This window comes from Labrenzia sp. PO1 (assembly GCF_012273635.1).
In the GTDB taxonomy this organism is placed as follows: domain Bacteria; phylum Pseudomonadota; class Alphaproteobacteria; order Rhizobiales; family Stappiaceae; genus Roseibium; species Roseibium algicola.
Map to the genome: position 1 here is coordinate 559,836 of NZ_JAAXCR010000004.1, position 22,427 is coordinate 582,262.

Genomic DNA, 22,427 nt, shown 5'->3' on the forward strand with positions numbered 1-22,427 from the left:
GAGATCCCCTATCGTTCGTGCACAGGTGCGCGTCCTTCGGGATGCAGTACCAGGTGCCGCCATTCCGGTTGGCAGGCCTGCCCATATCTGGCGCAGGTGGCTGATCCCGGGTGACAAGAGCTGGAGACTTGAGTTTGACTTTCCCCGCACATCTTCTCGAAGGCTACGGCCGTTACCTCAACAAGGGGTTCGTCAGATACAAGGAAACCCATGAACGCCTGGCGGTCTATGGTCAGACGCCGGATGTGATGGTGATTTCCTGCTGCGACAGCCGGGTTACGCCGGAAGGCATCTTCAATGTCGGTCCGGGCGAATTGTTCGTGGTGCGCAACGTTGCCAACCTGGTGCCGCCTTACGAGGATACGGAAGGCCAGCACGGCACCAGCGCTGCCATCGAATTCGCGGTCAACGGGCTCAAGGTCAAGCACATTGTGATCATGGGACATGGCCAGTGCGGCGGCGTGAAGGCGTTCCGGGAAAACGCGAATGCGCCGATGGCGACAGGTCAGTTCATTGGTCGGTGGATCAAGCTGCTGGAGCCGGCGGCAATCGCGATGGCCTGCATGCCGGTGGACAAGGCTGACGATCCTCAGCTTGCCATGGAATATGCCGGTATCCGCCAGTCGCTGAAGAACCTGATGACCTTCCCGTTCATCGAGGCGGCCGTTTCGGCGGGTTCGCTCAGCCTGCACGGGTCCTGGTTCGACATCGGGTCCGGCGAATTGCGGGTCATGGACGCCGAAACACAGAGATTCTCCACGACAGCCCCTGAGGCTCTCGCCACGGCGGGATAAGCGCTGCAAGGAAAGGGACGTCATGCTCGTCGATCCGGTGCTCTATCGCCGAATGGCCAAATACAACAGCTGGATGACTGAAAAGGTCTATGCGGCAGCGGATCTCATGAGCGATGAAGACCGCAAGGCCGACCGGGGTGCCTTCTTCCGGTCCGTGCATTCCACGCTTAACCACATCCTGTTTGCCGACAGGGCCTGGATGAGCCGCTTTACCGGCCGCAAATACGAAATCAAGGGCATGGGCGTTGATCTCTTCGAGAATTTCGATGAGTTGAAAGCCGCCCATTTCGACATGTGCCTGCAGATCTCCGACTTTGCCGAGTGGCTGACCATCGACTGGCTGGCGGAGGATCTGGAATGGACAAGCGGCCAGGATGGTATTCCCCGGTCCCGGCCGCGCTGGATGCTTGTCACCCACATGTTCAATCACCAGACCCATCATCGCGGCCAGGTGTCGACACTGCTGACACAGGCCGGGCATGATATCGGCGTCACCGATCTGCCGTTCATGCCCGATCTGGTGTGACGGGGAAGCCTGTTCAGACTTCCGTCTTCATTCCATAGTTCTTCACCGCGCCAAGCACCGCGTCGATCTCGGATTTCGAGAGAATGTGCGGCGAGCCGATCGTCCGGCTGAGGATATAGGCCTTGGCCAGGACTTCCAGTTCCTCAAGACGCCAGAGGCCCTTTTCAAGGGTCTCGCCGACAACCACGGCACCGTGGTTGGCCATCAGGCAGCCTTGCCGGTCTTTCATGACGTCTGTCACTTCCCGCGCAAGTTCGTCGCTGCCGAAAAGGGCGTAGCCTGCCAGGGGAACCGTGTCACCACCGAAGAGCGCGATCATGTAATGGCAGGAGGGGATCTCCATCCGGTTGATCGCCAGCGCGGTGCAGTGGACCGGGTGGGCGTGCACGACTGCGTGCATGTCCGGCTTTGCCCGCAGCAGCGCAAGGTGGAACTGCCATTCGGTTGAAGGTGGCAGGGGCCCTTCGAAAGCGCTGTCGCCGTCCAGCGGGATGGAGGCCAGCATCTCCGGGGTCATGCGGTCATAGGGCACGCCGGAGGGCGTGATGATCATCCGGTCGCCTGCGCGCGCGGAAATATTGCCCGATGTGCCCTGGTTGATACCGCGGCTGTTCATCTCCTTGCAGGAATCGATGATGGCCTGGCGAAGTTCGGGAGTGTCCTGATAAGGCGTCTTAAGCATTGTTTTCCGTCAGATTGAGCATTTCCGTCGCCGTTTCCGAGCAGGTGGCGATGTGGGTGGCGTAGCCGCCGCGCAGGGCGGCCAGCATCGGTCTGGCACGGTCCGGGCCGGAGCCGACCAGCAGGCCCATGTCCTTGCCGCGCATCTGGTCCAGCGTCACGGCAATCATCCGGTCCTCGATTTCCCGGTTGAGACCGTTGCCGTCGTGGTCGATCAGGCGGCCGCAGATCACGCCGATGGCACCGCGTTCCGCGCATGGGTCAACGTCGGCGGGGTCAAGCAGGCCGGTATGGACAACGTGGCTGTCTGCGGTGCAGGTGCCGCAGGCGAAGATGGTCTTGTTGCAGTCCGCCACCGCATCAAGCTGCATGCGGATCACCGGCTCCCGCTTCAGTTCTTCCACCAGCGCCCGGTTGGACAAGAGCAGCGGCACATGAAGGTTGACGCAGTGCGCGCCATAGCGGCGGGCGAGCGTTGCCGAGCAGGTTTCCGCGGCAAAGCCGAGAGCTGCCGGACGCGAGCCGACCAGCTGAACCACAGTAAGGTCCGGCACAGTTACCCGCGGCGCGGCCTCCGCCACCCGGTAGACCGTTTCGCCCCAGGCAACGCCAAGCCGGTCGCCCGGTTCCAGCAGGCCTGGCAGCCAGTCGGCGACCACCCGGGTGACCCGGTCAAGGGACTGATCGGCCCCGGCGGGCGATGTCGGAACGACGATGGCGTCCTGCAGACCGAACCGGTCGACGAGACGGCGCGCCAGATCGTGGTCGCGGAAGATGTCCGTGTCCAGCGTGATGCGGACATAGTCGCGCTTTCGCGCTTCGGACAGATAGTTGACGACCGTCGCCCGCGAAATGCCGAGGCGTTCGGCGATCTCGTTCTGGTTCATGCCTTCCTGGTAGTAGCACCAGGTGACCTCGATGATGGCATCGTCCTGGCTGCGCGCCCTGGTGGCCGCAGAGGGTGCCGCGGCCTTGGTGCCGGTTGGCCGGGAACTGGTCGGGCCAGGGCTCATGCGCTCTTGGCGATCCTGCTGAGATCCGGGAAGAGAGCGGCAAGGCCTTCGGCGCTGGCCTCGCAGATACCGCGTTCGGTAATCAGGCCGGTGACGAGGTGGTTCGGCGTGACATCGAAGGCAGGATTGCCGCCGGGCGTGCCGACCGGTGTCACCTGCACGACGCCGATCTTGCCGTCGTCCGTCAGGCCCTGGATGTGCGTGACTTCGCGTTCCTGGCGTTCCTCGATCGGTATTTCGGCAACGCCGTCATCTACCGTCCAGTCGATGGTCGGTGAAGGCAGGGCAACGTAGAACGGCACGTTGTTGGCCTTGGCGGCGAGTGCCTTCAGATAGGTGCCGATCTTGTTGCAGACGTCGCCGCGGCGTGTGGTGCGGTCGGTTCCGACGATGACCATGTCGACAAGGCCGTGCTGCATCAGGTGGCCGCCGGCATTGTCGGTGATGTAGGTGTGGGGAATGCCGTGGCTGCCCAGTTCCCAGGAGGTGAGGGCGCCCTGGTTGCGCGGGCGGGTTTCATCCACCCAGACATGGATCGGAATGCCGGCGTCATGGGCCTGGTACATCGGGCTCGTCGCCGTGCCCCAGTCCACGGTCGCAATCCAGCCGGCGTTGCAATGGGTCAGGATGCGGACAGGCTCTCCGTCCTTCTTGCCGGCTGCGATCTTGCGGATGATCTCAAGACCATTCTGGCCGATGCTGTGGTTGATGCCGACATCCTCGTCGGAAATCTCGTGCGCGAGCTTCAGCGCTGCGGCGGGACGGTCGGCTTCCGGCAGCGGGAGCAGGTGCGCACGGCAGCGGTTAAGCGCCCAACGCAGGTTGATGGCCGTCGGCCGGGTCTTGTCGAGAAACTCCCAGGCCGTGTCCAGATGCGCATTGGACGGGTCGATCTTTGCGGCCAGTGCCATGCCGTAGGCAGCGGTTGCACCAATGAGCGGCGCGCCGCGCACGCGCATCTCAACGATGGCGTCGGCGAAGTCCTGAAGTGTGTCGACCTGCTGGATGCGGAATTCGTGCGGCAGCCAGCGCTGATCGATGATCTGCAGGGCAGCCTTGTCGTCATCCCACCAGAGCGAGCGGTAATGAGTGCCGTTGACCTTCATGGGATGTCCTTCTTGTTGAATTGGCGCGCAAGCTTCACGAGCGCATCGGTCGAGCCGTAACTTTCTGGCGACAGGATGAGGTCGGCCCCCATCAGCAGGTTGCGCGTTTCCAGACGGCGCTTCAGCTGCTTGTCCTCGATTTCCTCGAAGTCGGCATTGTGGGCGAGCGACAGGGTGCGGCGGTGCATCTCGATACCGCAATAGCCCATGGCCTCGTTGCGGATTTCCTGCAGGAGGCCCGCACATGCGAAGTCCGATGCCTGCCCCTGATCCTCGAATAGGGAAGCCGGGTAAAGCATGCCGGTGCGCTCGGTGTTCCAGAGGCGGGTGAACTCGGCCTCGAAGGATGAGAAGGTTTCGGCGATGACCGACAGGACCCATTCCTGGAAATCGTCGAGTGTTTCCGCGCTGCGATGGGCCGGCTGGCTGAAATAGGCCATCAGGAAGTTGGCAGTCAGCATGCCGATGTCGAAGCCGAGCGGGCCGTATTGCACGAATTCGGGATCGATGACGCGGCTGTCGCTGTCCGTGGACATGATCGAGCCGCTGTGCAGGTCGCCGTGCACCATGGTTTCGGTGTTGGATGCAAATTTCATCAGGAACCGCTGCACCTTTGCCTTCAGTTCGGCATTGGCGCGCAGGTCTGCCACAACGGGGTCGAGACCTTCCGTGTGGTGGTTCATTTCAGCAGCAAAATAAGGATCGGTGAAAACCAGCGCTTCGGTGATTGCTGGGATTTCCACGTTGCCGGCGAACAGGCTGACATCGGCCTTCTTGTCCGCGCTCTTCATGGACAGTTCCGAGCCGCGAAACGCGGTGCGGGCGCAGAAGGTGCCAAGGAAAGCACCAAGTCCTGCAACCTTTTCACCATCGATCAGCTTGCGCCGCAGGATCTTGTGCGGCGAGAGGAATTCCATGACGATCAGCGCCTGGTCCTCATCGAAGTGGTAGACCTCCGGTACCGCGCCCGGATCACGGGCGGCCTGTCGCACAAGCGCATGGTTCTCGTAAAGCGCGCGATAAAGCGGCAGCGGCCAGCTGTCGCCCACCAGGCGCACATAGGGCAGTGCCTGCTTGACGATGATCGTTCCTTTGGGGCCCTCGACAATGAAGACGAGGTTCAGGTTGCCGTCGCCAACTTCGCGAACGGTCCAGTCAGACGGGTCTGCTCCGATCCTGTCCGCAACGGCGGAAATGCCGGAAAGTCTTTCGCCGAGCGTTTCCGGCGTGAGGGGCCGATAGAGGTCTGGCGTGTCCATCTTGGGTCTTGTTCCTCCCTATTTTGCCCCGATAATGGTCAAGATTATTCAAAAGTCAACACAGTTGACAAATGCCTATTTAGCGTGTTGTAACGATGAGAAGCGGGGGAGGAACTCGCAAAAATATCGGGAGGAAAGGTGCCAGACGTCACCTGTAAATTGAGCGGCTTGGAAAAGTCCTTCGGGCGCAACCACGTGCTTCGGGGGATCGATCTGGAGCTGCGCGCCGGCGAAGTCACGGCGCTGATGGGAGCCAACGGTGCCGGCAAGTCGACGCTGGTGAAGGTCCTGTGCGGCTATCATTTTGCCGATGCCGGCGAGATCGAGCTGGCCGGTGCCCCCTTCAAGCCGCTTGATGCGGCTGATGCCATCTCAAAGGGTGTCGTGACCGTTCACCAGTCCATTGATGACGGTGTCATTCCGGATCTCGATGTTGCCACCAACCTGACGCTGGACCTTCTGACCGAACCGGGCGCCGATTTCTTCGTCAACGACAGGAAACTTCGCCGGCAGGCCCGCAAGGTTGCCGAAAGCATGGGGCTGACGATGGACGTGCGCACCCGTGTTGCGGATCTGGAGGTAGCCGACCGCCAGATGATCGCGATCGCACGTGCCATGGCCCGCGCGCCGAAGTTGCTCATTCTGGACGAGCCGACCTCATCACTGTCCGCTTCCGAAGCCGACCGCCTGTTCGCGCTGATTGACCGGCTGCGTGCGGAAGGTGTCGCCATTCTCTATATTTCCCACCGTATGTCGGACATCCGCCGCGTGGCCGACCGGATCGTTTCCATGCGCGACGGGGCGATTTCCGGCCTGTTCGAGACAGAGCCTCTGGATTATGTCGGCGCGGTCAACGCCATGCTTGGCCACCAGATGACCGAGGTCGATATCGATCCGGTTGCCGGCGGCGATCCGATCCTGGAAGTCGATGGTGTGCGCCTACACGAAAATGGCCCGCAGATCGATCTGACTGCTCGCGAAGGCGAAGTGGTTGCCCTGACGGGTCTGCTCGGCAGCGGCACCACGGAACTGGCGGAAGTGCTGTTTGGCCTTGCGAAACCGGCCGGCGGCACCTTGCGCCTGGACGGCAAGGCCTACACTCCGAAGAGTGCGGAAGACGCCGTCGCCAAGGGTGTGTTCATGTCGCCCAAGGACCGCAGCGTGAACGCCGTGGTGCCGGACTTCGACATCGCCAACAACATGACACTGCCTTTCCTGGGGGCATTCAGCCGGTTCTCTTTCCTGAGCGAACGCGGTCAACGCCGGGCTGCTGACGACATGATCGGCAAGATCGGGATCGTCTGTCAGGGCAACGGCGACGGCATCAACACCCTGTCGGGTGGCAACCAGCAGAAGGTCATGATCGGCCGCTGGCTGTTGCAGGCAAGCCGCGTGCTGTTGCTGGACGAACCTTTCCAGGGTGTCGACATCGGCGCCCGGCGGGACATCGGCCACTACATCCGGCAGACCGCAAAAGGGCGCACGACGCTCGTCTTCGTGGCGGAAATCGACGAGGCCCTGGAAATCGCCGACCGCATCGTCGTCATGCACGAGGCCGCCATCGTCGGCGAATACATCAACAAGAACGTCGACCTGAACCGTCTGGTCGCGGATGTCTCCGGGCCCGCAGGCGGGCAGGGGCAGAGCGAGCCAGCAACGCAGGCAATGGCAGGATGAATACCGGAACAATGAACAAGAACCCGCTCGAACTTGCCATCCGCTACGGCTTCCTCGTCCTACTCGGCGGACTGGCCCTTTTCTTCAGCCTCTATGCCAGCGGCTTTGCCAGCCCGCGTTCGGCAGTCTTCATCCTGCAGTCGGTGGCCATTACCGGCATTCTCGCGCTCGGTGTCACCTGTACGCTTGTGGTGGGCGGGTTCGACCTGTCGATCGGCTCGGTCGCAACCTCGGCGCTGATGCTGTCCGCCTATTCCATGGTGGTGCTGGAGCAATCCGCCTTTGTCGCGGTTGCACTCTGCCTGGTGATGGGTGCGGTCGTCGGGCTGATCAACGGATTCCTGATCGTGAAGATGCGGGTGCCGGACCTTTTGGCGACGCTCGGCATGATGTTCCTTCTCATCGGTTTGCAGCGCATTCCGACCCAGGGCAATTCGATTGCGACCGGGATGAGCCTGGGCGAGGGCGTCGTTGCGGAGGGAACGTTCTCCGCGGCCTTCCTTTGGCTCGGCCGGCATCGGTTCGACCTGTTCCTGGACCGGTTGCTGCCGGTGCCGGTGGTGGTGTTCCTTTTGATCGCGCTGCTGATCTGGCTGTTCCTGGGGTACACCCGCCATGGCCGCCTGATGTATGCCATCGGCTCCAACGAACGGGCTGCCGAACTGGTCGGCACAAACGTGCAGCGCTACAAGATCGTGGCCTACATGATTTCCGGCATGCTGGCATCGGTTGGCGGCATTCTGCTGGCTGCCCGCCTTGGCCGCGGTGACATCGCCTCCGGCAACAACCTTCTGCTCGACAGCGTGGCCGCAGCCCTCATCGGCTTCGCGGTACTGGGCGCTGCCCGCCCGAACGCCTTCGGCACGGCGGCAGGGGCACTGTTTGTCGGCATTCTTCTTCAGGGGCTGACGATGATGAACGCTCCTTACTACATGCAGGATTTCGTCAAGGGCGCCGTGTTGGTCGCCGCCCTTGTCTTCACATTCTACCTGTCCTCGCGACGTGGGGGCCGGAGAACAGCGTGACGCCCTGAATGGCGCCGTTTCCATTGGGAGGAAAACAAATGCTGAGACGTGAATTCATGAAGCTGGCGGTTGCCGCCGGGATCGGGCTTTCCGGCGGAGCGGCTTTTGCAGCCGACATGCCGGCGCCGTTCGACAAACCGGAAGAGGTCAAGATCGCGCTGGTGCGTTATCTGTCCACCGGTGACTTCTTCCAGTCCTATCTTTCAGGTGTTGAAAAGCAGTCAGCTGCTCTTGGCGTTGATCTGCGTGTTCTCGACAGCCGTCAGGATGCCGCCCTTCAGGCCGACATGGTCGACCAGGCCATCGCGCTTGGTGTCGACGGCATCATCATCCAGCACGGCCTGACCGAATCCATGAAGGCCGCCGCACAGCGCGCCGTCGATGCGGGCATCAAGGTTGTCGCCTTCGACGTCAACGTTGAAAACGATGCGATCCCGCAGATCGAACAGTCCGACTACCTGCTCGGCAAGCTGGCCCTGGAACAGGCGATCAAGGACAATGGCGACAGCTTTACCGCCGGTTATGTCTATGTGCCGGGCATCGCGCCGCTGGACCGCCGCGACGTCGCCTGGAAGGAAGTCAAGGAAGCCAATCCGGGGATCACGGAAGCGGCCATGTTCGGCACGCTTGATAACCCGATTGCCAACTCCGTTGCCAACCAGGCCCGTTCGGTGCTGCAGGCCAACCCGAACATCAATGTCGTCTTTGCCCCTTACGATGAATTTGCCAAAGGCGTGAAGATCGCGGTCGATGAAGCCGGTCTCAACCAGGACATCGCCATTTATTCCGCGGACGTTTCCACGGCCGATATCTCCGCCATGCGCGAGCCGGATTCTGCGTGGGCGGCAACGGTCGCGACCAACCCGGCGGTTGTCGGTGAAGTCAGTGTGCGCACGCTGGCGCTGATGCTGGCAGGTGAAGACCCGGGCAAGCAGGTTGTCGTGCCGCCGACCCTGATCACCCAGGACTTCCTGAACGAGCAGGACGTCAAGAACATGGAAGAGCTGGGCCAGAAGATGCCGCAGTTCCAGCATGCCGATGTTTCTGTTGCCGAATGGATCCCGCTTCCGGCGCGCTAAGGCCAGGTTCAATAACCCGTCAAAAGAAAACCCGGTGCCTTGGCACCGGGTTTTTTTGTCTGGCAGGGACTGGGCGTGATGTCAGATCGCGCGTCCCGTGTTCACATCAGGGATTGCGAGGCCTGCTTAACGTTCTTGGTCGCGGCGTCTATCTGGGCAGTTGCCGAGGAGATCGACTGCATGTTGGAGGTGATCCGTTCCACGCCCTGGGCGGCCGAATGCATGTTGGAGGATATGTCATTCGTAACCGCCGACTGCTCCTCGACCGAGGATGCGATGCTGGCGGCGATGTCTCCGACATTCTTGATGACAGCAAGGATCGATTCGATTGCGGCGACTGCCTGACCGGTCGTCTCCTGCATGGAGCCGATCTGGTTGGAGATCTCTTCGGTTGCCTTGCTTGTCTGCGCGGCGAGGCTCTTCACTTCGGAGGCAACAACGGCAAAGCCCTTGCCGGCTTCCCCAGCTCTTGCGGCCTCGATGGTCGCGTTCAGGGCCAGGAGATTGGTCTGGTCGGCGATGCCGTCGATTAGTTCGATTACCGAACCGATCGTCTTTGCATCCTCAGACAGCCCGCTCATGATGTCACTTGACCGCTCGGCCTCGCTCGCAGCGCTTTGCGAAACTTCAAGCGCGGTCTGGACCTGGCGGCTGATTTCCTGAATCGAGGCAACAAGTTCTTCTGCCGCCGCCGCGACAGTCTGCACGCTGGAATAGGTCTGTTCGGACGCTGATGCGGAAGTTGTTGCCTGTTCCGTGGTGTTGGAAATGGCCGTGGCGATTTCGGAAAGATCCTGGTCGATGCCCTGTTGAACGGTCGCGCGGCGACGTCTTTCGACAACCTGTGGCGTGCGGTCAGTCGCGAACTTCACGACCTTGAAGGGACGACCGGCGGAATCGAATATCGGATTGTAGGTTGCCTGGATCCAGACTTCGCGCCCACCATTGCCGATGCGCTTGAACTCACCCGCCTGAAATTTGCCTTCGGCGAGATTCTTCCAGAACTGCCGGTACTCCGTGCTCGCTGCATGGTCCTTTTCGACGAACATGCTGTGTTTACGGCCCTTGATTTCATCAAGGGAGTAACCCATCGCGGACAGGAAATTTTCGTTTGCGTCGAGGATCGTGCCGTCGAGGTCGAAATGGATCACGGCCTGCGACCGGTTCATCGCTTCAACCTGACCTTCAAAATCGGCGCTCTTTTGCTTGCGCTCGGTGATGTCCGAGGCGATCTTGACTACCTTGACCACCTTGCCGGCGGTGTTGAGGATCGGGTTGTACGAAGCCTGGATCCAGACTTCTCGGCCACCTTTGCCGTAGCGCAGATATTCGGCGGTCTGAAATTCGCCTTGCGCCAGCTTTTTCCAGAAGGCCTTGTATTCTGCCGATGCCGCGTAGGCGGGGTCGACAAACATGCTGTGAGGTTTTCCCTGAACTTCATTGAGGGCGTAGCCCATCGCTTTCAGGAAGTTGGGATTGGCGGTCAGGATCGTACCTTCGGGTGTAAACTCGATGATGGCCTGCGAACGGTTGAGCGCGTCAAAGGCGGCTTTCCACATGTTCGACCCTGAAAACAGCACCTTGTTTACTCCCGGTTTTTGCCTCTGTAGGGGGAGATATTGTCGTAGGGGAAACTGAAGAAAGAGTTTCAATGACCCTTTCTAGTCGGACGATATAGCTATTTTTGACAACACAAATAGGTGATCGCGCAATCCTGGGGCGGTGTCGAATTTAGCGCTGCAGCCTTGGGGTGTTTTTCCAGGTTTCAGGCCCTGGCCTGCCGCCGGACACGGCCGAATTCCGAGCTCAGCACCTGGGTTCTAAATTTTCGCAACAGGTCCATGTCAAGCTTGCCCTTCATCTCGAACATGATCGCAAAGGCCTGGCGCGGACTGAGGCTGTCCTTGTAGGCTCGTTTTTCGGTGAGGGCGGAATAGATGTCGCTGATCGTCAGAAGCCTGACCCTTTGCGAGATCTGATTGCCCTTGAGGCCATCCGGATACCCGGTTCCGTCCAGAAACTCATGGTGACACAGCGCCATCTCGACAACCTGCTTTGGAACTTCCTGGCGCGTTGCCAGCATCTCCCGGCTAAAGAGCGGATGTTTGTTGACAAGCTCACGTTCTTCCAGGGTCAGCCTGCCAGGCTTGTCTAGGATGGAAAGCGGGATCTTGACCTTGCCCAGGTCGTGGACAAGTGCGCCCAGGCCGAGAATTGTCTGCTCCGCTTCGGAATGGCCGAGTGCACGCGAAAACGAAACCGTGTGTCCGGCTACCATCATCGTGTGGCAGAAGGTGTGGCTGTGGTGGCATTGAACCGCACTCAACCAACTGTCGAGGCCTTCCGTCATGATGGCCGAGGTTATGTCCTGGGCGTTGGTAGCCAGGAATTGCATGGGCAGGGGTGCGCCGGAGAGGGCTGCCGCCGACATCAGGTTCAAGCCCATGCTGGTGGTTTCAACCGATTTGACGATCTTCTCCGAATACCGGCTGGGCAGCGTCGGTTTGGAATAGTCGCCCACCACTTCGCGTATTTTTTCGAACAGTGTCGCGAATTTTTCCTCGCGATCTATCAGATTGTAGAAGCCAAGCTCGCGCGCCTGCAGCACGCTCTGTCTGCTTTTTGTGTCAACGATGCCGAGCGCCGGCACGGATTGGCCGCTTCTCGAAAAATCCCGAAGGATTTCGATGTGGTCAGTGCCAAGGTCCAGAAAGTCGACAAGAAGCAGCGAGCGGGGCTTGATGTCCCTCAGGTTGGCGCGGGAGAAGGCAATTCGTTTTGTCGGGTAGAGGGTCGCGATTCTGGCGAAACGCGATGGAAAATTTCCGAAATCAACTGCCGCAACTAAAATTTGAACCATGATCAATTGGCATCTGAAACAATTTTGGTTGAAATCAAGGATTGTAGAAAAAACCTAAAAAAGGTTTAGTAAATCTGCCAAGTAAAAATACGCAGGATGCTGAGTAATTTTTGCTTCGGACACTTCCCTTTAACCGCCTGTGTGAATTGGCCTGCCTGTAAACGTTAAAGGCACTTGGTGAATAATCGTGTGCAGTGCAGCAAATTTTTGGCTACGCGAAAAGTGCTGCGTAACGGTTGCAGGGCTGAAAGTCTCGCCTTTTCAGGTGCTCGACGTTTCCTGCGCTCACCAACGTGCGGGGCGAGCTGGCCTGTGCGGTCTCTGGATGAACGTGGTTGGAGGCTGATTGCCGCGACGCAGGGCTCTGATGTCGGGAGAGTTCTGAGCGAAAACAGGATGCCGAAAACGAAAAGGCGCGGACGATGTCCGCGCCTTCCTGACAAGATAAATTGTCGATGGTTGGTTGCCTCAGGCGGCTGCCACACCGTTCAGGAATGTTTCCACTTCCTGTTTCAGCTCTTCCGTGCGCGAAGACAGCATTTCCGATGCGTCCAGAACCGATTGGGAAGCCTGTGACGTCTGATTGACCGCACTGGAAAGGTCGGACATGCAGGACGACACGAAGGTGGTGCCTTCGGCAGCATTCTGGGCGTTCTGCGAAATCTCGCCGGTGGCCGAGCCCTGCTGGCTCACGGCTGCCGCGATGGTGCTGGTGTAGGAATTCACCTCTTCCATGATCTTGGTGATTTCCGCGATCGCACCGACCGAGTCCTTGGTCGCATCCTGAATGGCGGTGATCTGGGCGCTGATTTCCTCGGTCGCCTTGGAGGTCTGGGTGGCCAGTTCCTTCACTTCCGCTGCGACGACCGCGAAGCCCTTGCCGGCTTCCCCGGCGCGTGCCGCTTCGATGGTGGCATTGAGGGCCAGCAGGTTTGTCTGCTCGGCAATCGCCTGGATAAGGGTTACCACTTCGCCGATCTTGGAGGCGGAGGCTGCAAGGCCTTCCACCTTTTCGTTGGTCATGCGGGTGCCTTCGGTTGCCCGGCCAACAACTTCCGTCGTCTGGGCCACCTGGCGGGAAATTTCGCTGATGGACGCAGAGAGTTCTTCCGCGGCACTGGCCACGGTCTGAACACTCGACGTTGCTTCATCGGCAGAGTTCAGGGTTTCCGTCGCGCTTGAGGCGCTCTGGCCGGACAGGTCGGAGAGGTGTCCCGCGGTGCCTTCCAGGCCATGAACGGTTTCGTTGACCGAGTTGAGCACGTTGGAGACATTGGTCCGGAAGGTTTCGATCAGACCCTGAACACGGTTCTGGCGGTCGATCGCAGCGGCTTCGGACGTACGCTGGTGCTCGGTCAGTTCGATCCGCTCGACGGCCCTGTCACGCAGGGTGCTGACGGCCTGGGCAAGCGTGCCGATCTGGTCGGAGCGTTCCTTGAAGGGGACTTCGTCTGCGAGATTGTCCTGCGCAATCTGGTCCGTGATTTCCGCAAGGCGTGTAATCGGACGCAGCTGGCGGCGAATTGCGAGGATCAGGAGGACCACCGAAACGGCGACGACCGGCAGCACCAGCATCGCGTAGCGGCTGGTCAGTTCCCATGCGTTGGCTTCGACTGCAGCCTTTTCCACGCCGGCATAAAGGATGCCGAGAATATCGCCCTTGGATGAGAAGATCGGCTGGTAAACAGTGAAGTAGTCCTTGCCGAGAATGGTGGCCTGCCCGTGGAAGGTCTTGCCCTGGGTAACGACAGGATAAACCGCGCCGTTCTGGCCGAGCTGGGTTCCGACGGCACGCTTGCCGTCACCCTTGATGATGTTGGTGGTCTTGCGCCAGAAATCCTTCGTTTCCGGATCCCATGCAAAAACAGTCGCGGTTTCACCTGTCATGCGCCCAACGGCGTCGATCATGTCATGGTTTTCGAACACCGGCATTTCGGCCAGTTCGATCCGCTTGACGTTGTTGTTCGCGTCCCAGCTGACCTTTGCACCGTCGATGCGGTCCTGAAACAGCGTCGCTGCCACGCGAAGGTTGATATCCTGTTTGACGAGGGCACGGTCCTCAGCCTGGCCAAGGGCTACCTGATACAGGATAAAGCCCACAACAATCATCGATATTCCAAGCACGCTGGCAGAAATAATTGCGAGCGTTGAAGTCACGCTTAATCGGGACAAGAACTTCTTCATCATTTCCCCCAAGGTCATAATTGGGATCATCTTTGTCGATTTGCGTAAATTAAGAATGAAAGAAAATTCGCGTCAAAATAGCAGTGATAATCACAGTTTAGTGAGCGTTTCATAGTTCCGTGAAAGGGCTGCAGTTTATGTTGTTTTTGTGTATTTTCTCCGCATGATCCATCACTGTACTGATGGAGTTTCTGCCTTGTCGCTTTCCTGAAGCTGAACTGAAATAAGCAGAAACCCTCGGTCAGTTAAAAGAATGCTGGAGGAAACATGACGCGCCTGGCCGCTATTTGCCTTTTCCTGCTTTGCATTTCGGGGACGTCCGTCCTGGCGCGAAGCGTTACCGATTCCGCGGGTCGTACGGTCGAGATCCCGGATACGGTGACCCGGGTGTTTGCTGCCGGGCCTCCGGCGTCCATTCTCGTCTACGCGCTCAAACCGGAAGCGCTGCTCGGCTGGCCGAGAGCGCTGCGGGACTACGAGAAGCCATTTATCGCCGAAGCCTTTCGGGACCTGCCCGAGACCGGCCGCCTGACCGGGCGCGGCGGGGAGGCAAACCTGGAGCGGGTTCTTGCCCTGAAACCCGATCTGATCATCGATTTCGGGTCCGTCCGCGATACCTATATCGATCTTGCCGACCGTGTGCAGGAACAGACAGGGATTCCCTATCTCCTGGTCAACGGCCGGTTCGATGAAACCGCCGGCGCGTTGCGTCTTGTGGGCGAGGCGCTTGGCGTTCCGGAGCGTGGAGATCTTCTGGCCGCAGATGTCGAGGCAACCTTCACCGCGCTGACGTCGGCACTTGGTGCCGTGCCCGAGGGGGACAGGCCGCGTGTCTACCTCGCCCGTGGGGCGGATGGACTTGAAACAGGCCTGAAAGGCTCGATCAACACCGAAATCATCGAAAAGGCCGGTGGACGCAACGTTGCCGATGTGCCTGGGCAATACGGACTGGTGCAGGCAAGTCCCGAGCAGATTATCGTTGCCAACCCGGACACAATCGTGACGTGGGATCGTAGCTTCTATGAAGCTGTCTGGCAGGATCCCCTGTGGCAAGGCATTGCCGCGGTGCGTGAAGGCCGGGTTTTCCTGTCGCCAACGGCCCCTTTCGGCTGGATCGACAGGCCGCCGTCCGTCAATCGGATGATGGGTCTGAAATGGCTTGCAGGCCTATTCTATCCCGAACTCTGGGATGGGGAGCTGCGTCAGGAAACCGCCAACTTCTATAAGTTGTGGTATCATGTGGACCTGACTGAAGCAGAGCTCGACACTCTGCTGGAATGGGCAAAGGGGCGGGCTCCCTGACCGGCAAATCTACTTCTTTCGCGCGTTCCGGCTTGTTCGTATGGCTCGGCCTCGCGCTTGTTCTTGGCAGTTTCGCGGCTCTTCTGATCGGTCCGTTTCCGCTTACGCCGTCCGAGGCCGTCGGTGTGCTGGCGCGCGTCGTATCCGGCGCACAGCCTTCGGGAACGCAGGACACGGTGCTGCTGTCGATCCGTCTGCCAAGGGTGGTTGCCGCGCTGCTGGTCGGGGCTTCGCTTGCCGCCGCCGGTGCATGTTACCAGACCCTTTTCCGCAATCCGCTGGTGTCTCCGGATATTCTCGGTGTTTCTGCCGGCGCGGGGCTCGGGGCCGTGCTCGGCATCTTCCTGTCGCTTCCTGTCGCGGCAATCCAGCTGATGGGTTTTGCCGGCGGTCTTGCCGCTGTTGCTTTCGTCGGTTTTGTTGCCGCGACGGTGCGCGGTGGAGACAGCACGCTTGTCCTTGTGCTTGCAGGCGTCGTCGTCGGCGCTCTGGCGGGGGCGGCGACATCCTTGCTCAAAGTGCTGGCAGATCCTTATGACCAGCTTCCGGCGATCACTTTCTGGCTGCTGGGCAGTCTGGCAGGCGTTAAGGCCGGCGATATCCTGCCGGCGGTACCTGCAGTTCTGTTCGGCCTTGTCCCGCTGTTCCTGTTGCGTTGGCGGATCAACGTCCTGTCTCTGGGGGATGAAGAAGCGAAGGCGCTTGGTGTGGAGGCCGGTCGGCTGCGGCTTGTCGTCATTTTCTGCGCGACCTTGATCACCGCAAGCGTCGTCGCCATTGCCGGTGTCGTTGGCTGGGTGGGGCTGGTGATACCGCATATCGCCCGGATGATCGTTGGCCCTGGTTTCGGGCGCCTGTTGCCGGCAGCAGCCTTGCTTGGTGCGGGATACCTTCTTGCAGTCGACACGCTGGCACGCACGCTCTCGGGAACCGAAGTCCCGCTCGGTATTCTGACCGCCGTTGTCGGTGCGCCATTTTTCCTGTGGCTGCTTGCCAGGGGGAGGCGGGCATGGGCGTGAAGCTCAGGGCTGAAAACCTGTCCATCGGCTATCCGGGCCACGATGTCGGGAGCGAGTTGAACCTGACCGCTTCCTCTGGCGACGTCTATTGCCTGCTTGGGCCCAACGGGTCTGGCAAGACCACTCTTTTCAAGACGCTTCTAGGGCTGCTGCCGGCGCGTGGCGGCACGGTGCTGGTGGAAGGACGGCCGCTGAAGTCGCTGTCCCGTGCGGATATCGCGACGCGGATCGCCTACGTTCCACAGGCACACGCCGCGCCCTTTGCTTTTCCGGTTCTGGAAGTCGTGTTGATGGGCCGAACCGCAAAACTGCGTGCCTTTCAGCAGCCCGGCCCGCGTGACAGGGACGTCGCGTTGGCGGCGCTGGAAAGGCTCGGTATCGGGGAACTCGCCGGCGCAGACTATACGCGGCTTTCCGGTGGACAGAGGCAACTGGTGCTGATCGCCAGGGCACTTGCGCAGGAAGCACGTGTCCTCGTGATGGATGAGCCGACAGCCAGTCTCGATTTCGGGAATCAGGCGCTGGTGCTTTCCGAAGTTGCGGGTCTTGCGGCGGACGGCCTGACCGTTGTCCTGTCGACCCACGACCCTGATCACGCCTTTGCAATCGGAACCAGGGTGGCTTTGCTACACGATGGTCGCATCAAGACGGATGGCCCCCCAAGGGAAGTGCTGACAAGCGCCGCTCTTTGCAAAGTCTATGGTGTCGATGTGCGGATCGAACAGCTCGCCGATGGCCGCACCGTCTGCCTGCCGTCACTTGCGCGCAGGCGGGAAGCGGAGCAGGTCTGAATTGTGCCTTGACTCATTCATAACTCCAAGGTTATCAATTCGATCAATAACCGTGGAGTTATGAATTTGAGTGAGCCAACACCTGACCTTCTGTTTCGGACGCTGGCCGACCCGACCCGGCGGGCGTTGTTCGAGCGGCTTTGCCGCGAAGGCGAGCTGACAGTGCGGGTGTTGACCGATCAGGCCGGTGTCTCCCAGCCCGCAGTTTCCAAACATCTTGGCGTCCTGAAGGAGGCCGGGCTTGTCACGGACCGCCAGGAGGGCAGGCAGTCGCACTATAGCGCCAGGCCCGGAGCGCTCGCACCGCTGGTCGACTGGACTCAGCGCATGAACGTGTTCTGGGAACGCCGGTTCGATGATCTGGAAGACCTTTTGAGAAGAATGGACCAATGAGTTTCTCGGACGAAGATACCCTTGCTGTTGTCGTGGAACGGGAAATTCCCTTTCCCGCGGAAAAGATCTGGCGCGCGTTGACCCAGCCCCACCTGATCGAGGAATGGCTCATGAAAAATGCCTTCAAACCGGTTGTCGGCCACCGCTTCGACCTGAGTGCCGACTGGGGAATGGTCGATTGCGAAGTCCAGTCGATCGAGCCGCATAAAGCGCTGGCCTACAGCTGGAACACCAAGGATCTTCGAAGCACCGTGACCTGGACATTGACCCCGACGGAAAACGGCACCCTTCTGCGTATGGAGCAAATCGGCTTCACGCAGGAACAACTGCCCTACTATCGCGGTGCAAGCGCCGCCTGGCCCCGCTTCATGGAGGCGCTGGAAAGCGTTGTTGCACGGCTGGACGATGCCAGCAAAGACGCCTGATAACCGCAAGGAAGACGACCATGGACAATCAAGTGTCCCCCGCGCAGCAGATCGACGCCAGGATTGCAGAACTTGACGACTGGCGTGGACGCACACTGGCGCGGATGCGCGCCCTCATTCACGAAGCGGTTCCCGAAGTCGAGGAAGCCTGGAAATGGCGCGGTGTTCCCGTCTGGGAAAAGGACGGCATCATCTGTACCGGCGAGACTTACAAGAAAGCCGTGAAGCTGACGTTCGCAAAAGGCGCGTCACTTGATGATCCGGCTGGTCTCTTCAATTCCAGCCTGGACGGCAACACGCGCCGGGCAATCGACCTGTTCGAGGATGCAGACATCGATGAAGCGGCGCTGAAAGCCCTCGTTTGTGCAGCCGCCGAGCAGAATGCCGCTGCCTCGGCCGCCAGGAAAACGCGCAGGAAATCAGCCCAGGTCTGACAGTCCGCCGCGCGGCGACCTGAGCGCCCCACCCCAACTCTCAAGAACCCTTTGCTGACGGACCTTTCCGGCAGACGGGATCTTGCGTCGTGATCACCAGGAGCAAATCATGAATTGGAACAAGATCATCCGTCAGCTGCACCGCTGGCTGTCCATAGCCTTTACGCTGGCCGTGGTTGTCAATCTGGCTGCCATGGGGCAGTCCGAACCGGCACTCTGGGTCGGTTTACTTGCGTTGGTGCCATTGATCTTCTTGCTGGTATCGGGACTTTACCTTTTTGCCCTGCCTTATGCCGAAAGGTGGCGTCGGCAGGCACGATAACGGGCAGTCGATTGGAGGATAGCCCGAATTCGGCTTCCAGGCGCCGTTGGCCGTCAGGCCAACGGCATTGGTGTCCCCTATCCCGGAAACTTTATCGTGAAATAGGGGGCAGGGGCGTTTTCCCCCGGCGCAATCATCCCTGGAACGGGATTGTCATCCGGTGTCAGGGACTGCAGGTAGCTCGCAAGAGCTTCGGCGTCCTGTGTGGTCAGTCCGGCGTAGGCAGGCCAGGGCATAACGGGAATGAGCAACCGTCCGTCTGGTCGAACGCCGGTCGTCAGGGCCGTTACGATTTCTTCCGTACTCCAGGATCCCGCACCGCCATTGGCGGGCGTGAGGTTCGGGCCCCAGACAATACCTGCCTGCGGAATTTCAAAGCCGACATTGCCGCCGATGAGCCCGGCTTCGGGCATCGGCGCGCCGTTCGGTCCGCGCGGACTGTGACAATCGGCGCAAGCCATGATCCGGGCAAGATAGGCTCCACGTGCAGCCTTGTTCTCATCCGCGGACACGGATCCTGAAAAGGCCGCGAGCACGGCAAATGCCAGAATGGTTCTCTGGAAGACAAAGCAGATCATTGCCGCCTCCTAAGCCGCGGCCTGACCTGGAAGCATTTCCAGGCCGTAGTCGGGAGCAAGTTCCATGAAACGTTCTGCTCCTTGCGTGCCGGCTTCGGCAGCACGTGCGAACATCGTTTCGAACCCGCCGGGCGTAACGGTCACATCGAGCCAGCCCTCGACATCGCCGACATTGCGAAACGCATGCGGGACACCACGCGGCAGGACGACGACATCACCTGGATGGACGTCGAAGACTTCATCGGCGCACCAGATGCGGAAATGACCTTCGCGGACATTGAACATCTCGTCTTCCTTGTGATGGATGTGCAGGGGGACACCTTCTCCGGGCGGAACGATTTCCTCAAAAAATCCAAGCCGTCCGCCGGTATCGACACTCCGCACCCTTAAGCGGCGGAAGCCGAGTATTTCGTTTTCGCAAGCGTCCCGGTGCGCCGCGATTGCGGCTGCATTAAAATTTGCTGTCATAATGGGTCTCCTCAAGCCGCAAACTGCGGCGAGGGCAAAAAATACGACTTTCCCGAAATTGCGGAAGTGGCGATACTCCGGACAGTTTGTCCGGTTTCACAGGACGTTCGCATGGCACTCTTTGATGCAATCGAGATCTTCGCCAGGGTGGTTGAAGCCGGAAACATTACCCGGGCCGCCGAGCAGCTCGGCTTGTCCAAATCCCGTGTCAGCGAATGTGTCATTGCCCTGGAAAAACGACTGGGGGTACGCCTTCTCGACCGGACCACCCGTCACGTTTCTCCAACCGAAGCCGGTGTGATCTTCTACCAGCGCTGTACCCGTGCACTGGAAGAGGCACACGCAGGCGTAACTGAAGTGATGGCGTATCAGGAAACCCCAGTTGGCCATATGCGGATCGGTGCGCCTGAAGCTTTTGCTGACCGGTTTATCATTCCGGCACTCGGGTCTTTTCTTGCAGAGAATCCGCAAGTGACAGCAGAAATCGTCGAAGACATGCGCATGGTCAACCTCGTTGAGCAGCGTCTCGACCTGTCGATAAGGATCGTGCGTGAACCGGAGCCTGCGACGATTGTCCGTAAACTCGGCATGTCGGAGATCCTCGTCTGTGCCGCACCGGACTACATCGCAAGGCATGGGGTGCCGCAACATCCCGTCGACATTCCGGACCACAAGTGCATCGGGTTCGCTGCGCTCTACTGGGCACGGGAATGGCCGTTCTTGTCGCCTCAGAAACACACCGTTTCACTGTCTCCCGTGATGATTTGCAGCAGCACGGCATCGCTACGGGCAGCGGTCGTGTCGGGTATCGGCCTGGCGGCACTCCCCCGTTGGGCGGTTGCCACTGAGCTGAATGAGGGGGGCCTCGTCAGGGTGATGCCGGACTGGACGCTACCTGAAAGCGGCATCTATGCCGTCTATCCTTCAAACCGACTGGTGACGGCGAAGGTGCGCCGCTTTGTCGATCACCTGGCGCCGATCCTGCGCAAAAGTCTAAGCGACATGCCGGACATGGACGTAGCGCAAGATGGATATCCCGCAGATGGCGTAAATGTGATTTCGGATGGTTCGCGCCCCGACGAACAGGCCGCCAGTTTGCGTTGATCTGCGCTCATTACCGTTCGGTTTTGGCGGCCGAAAGGCGCTGCTTGGCCGTAAATCGATGCTGACAACCGTTCCTGTCATCGAGGTGTTTGTTGCAAAAATACACCCAGTAGTAGTAATTCAGGCGAGGTTGAGAAACGGGTTTAAGTAAATTTTTCGAAAAAAGTACCGATATATTCCCCAGATGGGGAATAGGAGATATGCCGTAGGGGCATAAGATCTTCCTGGCTGCGTCGGGGCGGTATGGCTGTTTAAGCTGGAACGTCTTGTTTGGTGTCAGCTGTGTTTTTGCCGGTTGCTTACTCGAGGGGCGGTCGGTCCTCGAAATTCGTTTCGGGTGTTTTTTAAACTATCGATACTGGCGTTAGGGAGCCGGGTGAGGTCGGAACTACCCGCTTGCAGCCCGCTGCAAAGTACCGGTTCGAATCCGGCTCCCATATTCCTCTCACACTTGTAGATCCATTGTTCCGATCTGCCAACTTCCTTTTGCCTAGCTGGCAAAGAGCAGCGCACTGCCTGCCACAACGCCTGCCGCGCCTACCCAGGCGCCGAGTGCCGGTGCTTCCCCGGTTCGCCACCACATCATCGGTAGCATGAGGACGGGTGTCGTTGCCGACAGGGTTGCGATGATACCGACTTCTCCGCCGGACAGCGCGAACAGGATCAGCGTCATCCCGAGACCCATGCCGAGCAAGCCGGAAATGGCGATCAGGCCGACGACCGGAAGCGTAAAATTTCCTGCCGGCTTGACCCAGCTGACCGGAAGGCGTGTCAGGAGCAGCAGGCCCACAGCAGCAACGCCGACGCGTATGCTGGAAGCTGCGACTGGGTCAGCGCCGGTTTCCATGATCGGACGGGCAATGAGGGAGCCGACTGACTGGGACAGTGCCGCGGCAAGGCCGAGAAGCACGCCAATCCACACCGGACCCTTGATGTTTTCCCATTTGTGAAGCTGGGACTTGCGCTTGCCGAAACGGATGGCCAGCAGGACCCCCAGAAAGGTAAGGCCGATACCGACCATCTGCGTGGGGCTGAGGTCTTCGTTCAAGAGCAGCCAGCCGAGGATCGCCGACATGGGGGCATTCAGAGAGAACAGCATTGCAGTCCGGCGTGGACCCATGCGGTTCAACGTCAGGAAAAGCGCGGTGTCGCCAAGAAAGATGCCGACGAAACCGGACAGGACTAGAGGCAGCATCTGGGCGTCGCCGATGGAGCTCCACCCCGTGGTCAGGAACACCCAGGCGCACAGCATCAATGCCACAAGCACCATGCGGGTACAGTTGAAGGCAATCGCGCCGAGATGCTGAGCGGGGCCGGTGGACAGCAGGCCTGTCAGCGCCCACAGGGCAGCCGCGCCGAGGGCTGCGGCTTCATAGAGAAACATCGG

23 protein-coding genes are annotated in these 22,427 nt (G+C 59.9%); 13 read left to right on the forward strand and 10 right to left on the reverse strand.

Annotated features, from left to right (window positions below; translation table 11 throughout):
* Positions 1-134 precede the first annotated feature (134 nt).
* Both HCG46_RS22765 and HCG46_RS22770 read left to right on the forward strand, forming a co-directional pair.
* Positions 135-794, forward strand: coding sequence for a carbonic anhydrase (locus HCG46_RS22765; protein ID WP_139314252.1), 660 nt, complete (start codon positions 135-137; stop codon positions 792-794).
* Positions 795-816: 22 nt separating this feature from the next.
* On the forward strand, positions 817-1,320 hold the full coding sequence (locus HCG46_RS22770) for a DinB family protein (RefSeq protein ID WP_023002853.1): 504 nt from the start codon (positions 817-819) through the stop codon (positions 1,318-1,320).
* Positions 1,321-1,333: 13 nt separating this feature from the next.
* Here HCG46_RS22770 and HCG46_RS22775 read toward each other — a convergent pair whose 3' ends face one another.
* Genes HCG46_RS22775 through mtnK form a run of 4 tightly spaced genes read right to left on the reverse strand, consistent with a single transcriptional unit; the run spans position 1,334 to position 5,379 of the window.
* Complete coding sequence (locus tag HCG46_RS22775) at positions 1,334-2,002, reverse strand: class II aldolase/adducin family protein (protein ID WP_075283982.1); 669 nt, start codon at positions 2,000-2,002, stop codon at positions 1,334-1,336.
* Positions 1,995-3,014: a sugar-binding transcriptional regulator gene (locus HCG46_RS22780; protein ID WP_062486654.1), complete on the reverse strand. Its 1,020-nt coding sequence runs from the start codon at positions 3,012-3,014 to the stop codon at positions 1,995-1,997. The genes HCG46_RS22775 and HCG46_RS22780 overlap by 8 nt, the downstream gene beginning before the upstream one ends.
* On the reverse strand, positions 3,011-4,120 hold the full coding sequence (gene mtnA, locus HCG46_RS22785; protein ID WP_152505334.1) for an S-methyl-5-thioribose-1-phosphate isomerase: 1,110 nt from the start codon (positions 4,118-4,120) through the stop codon (positions 3,011-3,013). The genes HCG46_RS22780 and mtnA overlap by 4 nt, the downstream gene beginning before the upstream one ends.
* Positions 4,117-5,379, reverse strand: coding sequence for an S-methyl-5-thioribose kinase (gene mtnK / locus HCG46_RS22790; RefSeq protein WP_168687448.1), 1,263 nt, complete (start codon positions 5,377-5,379; stop codon positions 4,117-4,119). Before mtnK ends, mtnA begins: the two co-directional genes overlap by 4 nt.
* 138 nt (positions 5,380-5,517) lie before the next feature.
* Here mtnK and HCG46_RS22795 point away from each other — a divergent pair, with 138 nt between their 5' ends.
* Genes HCG46_RS22795 through HCG46_RS22805 form a run of 3 tightly spaced genes read left to right on the forward strand, consistent with a single transcriptional unit; the run spans position 5,518 to position 9,160 of the window.
* Positions 5,518-7,056, forward strand: a complete 1,539-nt coding sequence (locus HCG46_RS22795; RefSeq protein WP_031270191.1) for a sugar ABC transporter ATP-binding protein — start codon at positions 5,518-5,520, stop codon at positions 7,054-7,056.
* Entirely contained in the window at positions 7,053-8,081 is a 1,029-nt protein-coding gene (locus HCG46_RS22800; RefSeq protein ID WP_023002859.1) for an ABC transporter permease, read from the forward strand. Before HCG46_RS22795 ends, HCG46_RS22800 begins: the two co-directional genes overlap by 4 nt.
* 56 nt (positions 8,082-8,137) lie before the next feature.
* Positions 8,138-9,160 (forward strand): substrate-binding domain-containing protein, encoded by a 1,023-nt coding sequence (locus tag HCG46_RS22805; protein ID WP_228872690.1) that lies wholly within the window; start codon positions 8,138-8,140, stop codon positions 9,158-9,160.
* A gap of 101 nt (positions 9,161-9,261) precedes the next feature.
* Here the strand turns inward: HCG46_RS22805 and HCG46_RS22810 are convergent, their stop codons facing one another.
* From HCG46_RS22810 to HCG46_RS22820, 3 genes are all read right to left on the reverse strand, one after another.
* Positions 9,262-10,719, reverse strand: a complete 1,458-nt coding sequence (locus HCG46_RS22810; protein WP_168687566.1) for a PAS domain-containing methyl-accepting chemotaxis protein — start codon at positions 10,717-10,719, stop codon at positions 9,262-9,264.
* Positions 10,720-10,925: 206 nt separating this feature from the next.
* Entirely contained in the window at positions 10,926-12,020 is a 1,095-nt protein-coding gene (locus tag HCG46_RS22815; RefSeq protein WP_168687449.1) for an HD domain-containing phosphohydrolase, read from the reverse strand.
* A gap of 468 nt (positions 12,021-12,488) precedes the next feature.
* Positions 12,489-14,129, reverse strand: a complete 1,641-nt coding sequence (locus HCG46_RS22820; RefSeq protein ID WP_023002863.1) for a Cache 3/Cache 2 fusion domain-containing protein — start codon at positions 14,127-14,129, stop codon at positions 12,489-12,491.
* A 342-nt stretch (positions 14,130-14,471) separates the two neighbouring features.
* Between HCG46_RS22820 and HCG46_RS22825 the strand changes: the two genes are divergently transcribed.
* From HCG46_RS22825 to HCG46_RS22855, 7 genes are all read left to right on the forward strand, one after another.
* Positions 14,472-15,506 carry an iron ABC transporter substrate-binding protein gene (locus HCG46_RS22825; RefSeq protein ID WP_168687451.1) on the forward strand — a complete coding sequence of 345 codons (1,035 nt, stop codon included), beginning with the start codon at positions 14,472-14,474 and terminating at the stop codon, positions 15,504-15,506.
* 32 nt (positions 15,507-15,538) lie between these two features.
* A complete protein-coding gene (locus HCG46_RS22830; protein ID WP_286185484.1) occupies positions 15,539-16,525 on the forward strand; it encodes an iron ABC transporter permease in 987 nt (328 codons plus the stop codon).
* Complete coding sequence (locus HCG46_RS22835) at positions 16,522-17,316, forward strand: ABC transporter ATP-binding protein (protein ID WP_168687567.1); 795 nt, start codon at positions 16,522-16,524, stop codon at positions 17,314-17,316. Before HCG46_RS22830 ends, HCG46_RS22835 begins: the two co-directional genes overlap by 4 nt.
* Before the next feature lie 60 nt (positions 17,317-17,376).
* Positions 17,377-17,709, forward strand: coding sequence for a metalloregulator ArsR/SmtB family transcription factor (locus HCG46_RS22840; protein WP_023002867.1), 333 nt, complete (start codon positions 17,377-17,379; stop codon positions 17,707-17,709).
* Entirely contained in the window at positions 17,706-18,134 is a 429-nt protein-coding gene (locus tag HCG46_RS22845; RefSeq protein WP_168687454.1) for an SRPBCC domain-containing protein, read from the forward strand. The genes HCG46_RS22840 and HCG46_RS22845 overlap by 4 nt, the downstream gene beginning before the upstream one ends.
* 20 nt (positions 18,135-18,154) lie before the next feature.
* Positions 18,155-18,568, forward strand: a complete 414-nt coding sequence (locus HCG46_RS22850) for a DUF1801 domain-containing protein (protein ID WP_168687456.1) — start codon at positions 18,155-18,157, stop codon at positions 18,566-18,568.
* 109 nt (positions 18,569-18,677) lie between these two features.
* The gene (locus HCG46_RS22855; RefSeq protein WP_055659743.1) at positions 18,678-18,890 is read left to right on the forward strand and encodes a hypothetical protein; all 213 of its coding nucleotides are present in this window, start codon (positions 18,678-18,680) and stop codon (positions 18,888-18,890) included.
* Positions 18,891-18,967: 77 nt separating this feature from the next.
* On the opposite strand, the gene HCG46_RS22860 is transcribed toward HCG46_RS22855, so the two are convergent.
* Positions 18,968-19,468, reverse strand: coding sequence for a c-type cytochrome (locus HCG46_RS22860; protein WP_168687458.1), 501 nt, complete (start codon positions 19,466-19,468; stop codon positions 18,968-18,970).
* A gap of 9 nt (positions 19,469-19,477) precedes the next feature.
* A complete protein-coding gene (locus tag HCG46_RS22865; RefSeq protein WP_168687460.1) occupies positions 19,478-19,936 on the reverse strand; it encodes a cupin domain-containing protein in 459 nt (152 codons plus the stop codon).
* A gap of 111 nt (positions 19,937-20,047) precedes the next feature.
* Between HCG46_RS22865 and HCG46_RS22870 the strand changes: the two genes are divergently transcribed.
* Positions 20,048-21,040, forward strand: coding sequence for a LysR family transcriptional regulator (locus HCG46_RS22870; protein WP_168687461.1), 993 nt, complete (start codon positions 20,048-20,050; stop codon positions 21,038-21,040).
* Positions 21,041-21,530: 490 nt separating this feature from the next.
* Here the strand turns inward: HCG46_RS22870 and HCG46_RS22875 are convergent, their stop codons facing one another.
* On the reverse strand, positions 21,531-22,424 hold the full coding sequence (locus HCG46_RS22875) for a DMT family transporter (protein WP_023002874.1): 894 nt from the start codon (positions 22,422-22,424) through the stop codon (positions 21,531-21,533).
* Between the last annotated feature and the right edge of the window lie 3 nt (positions 22,425-22,427).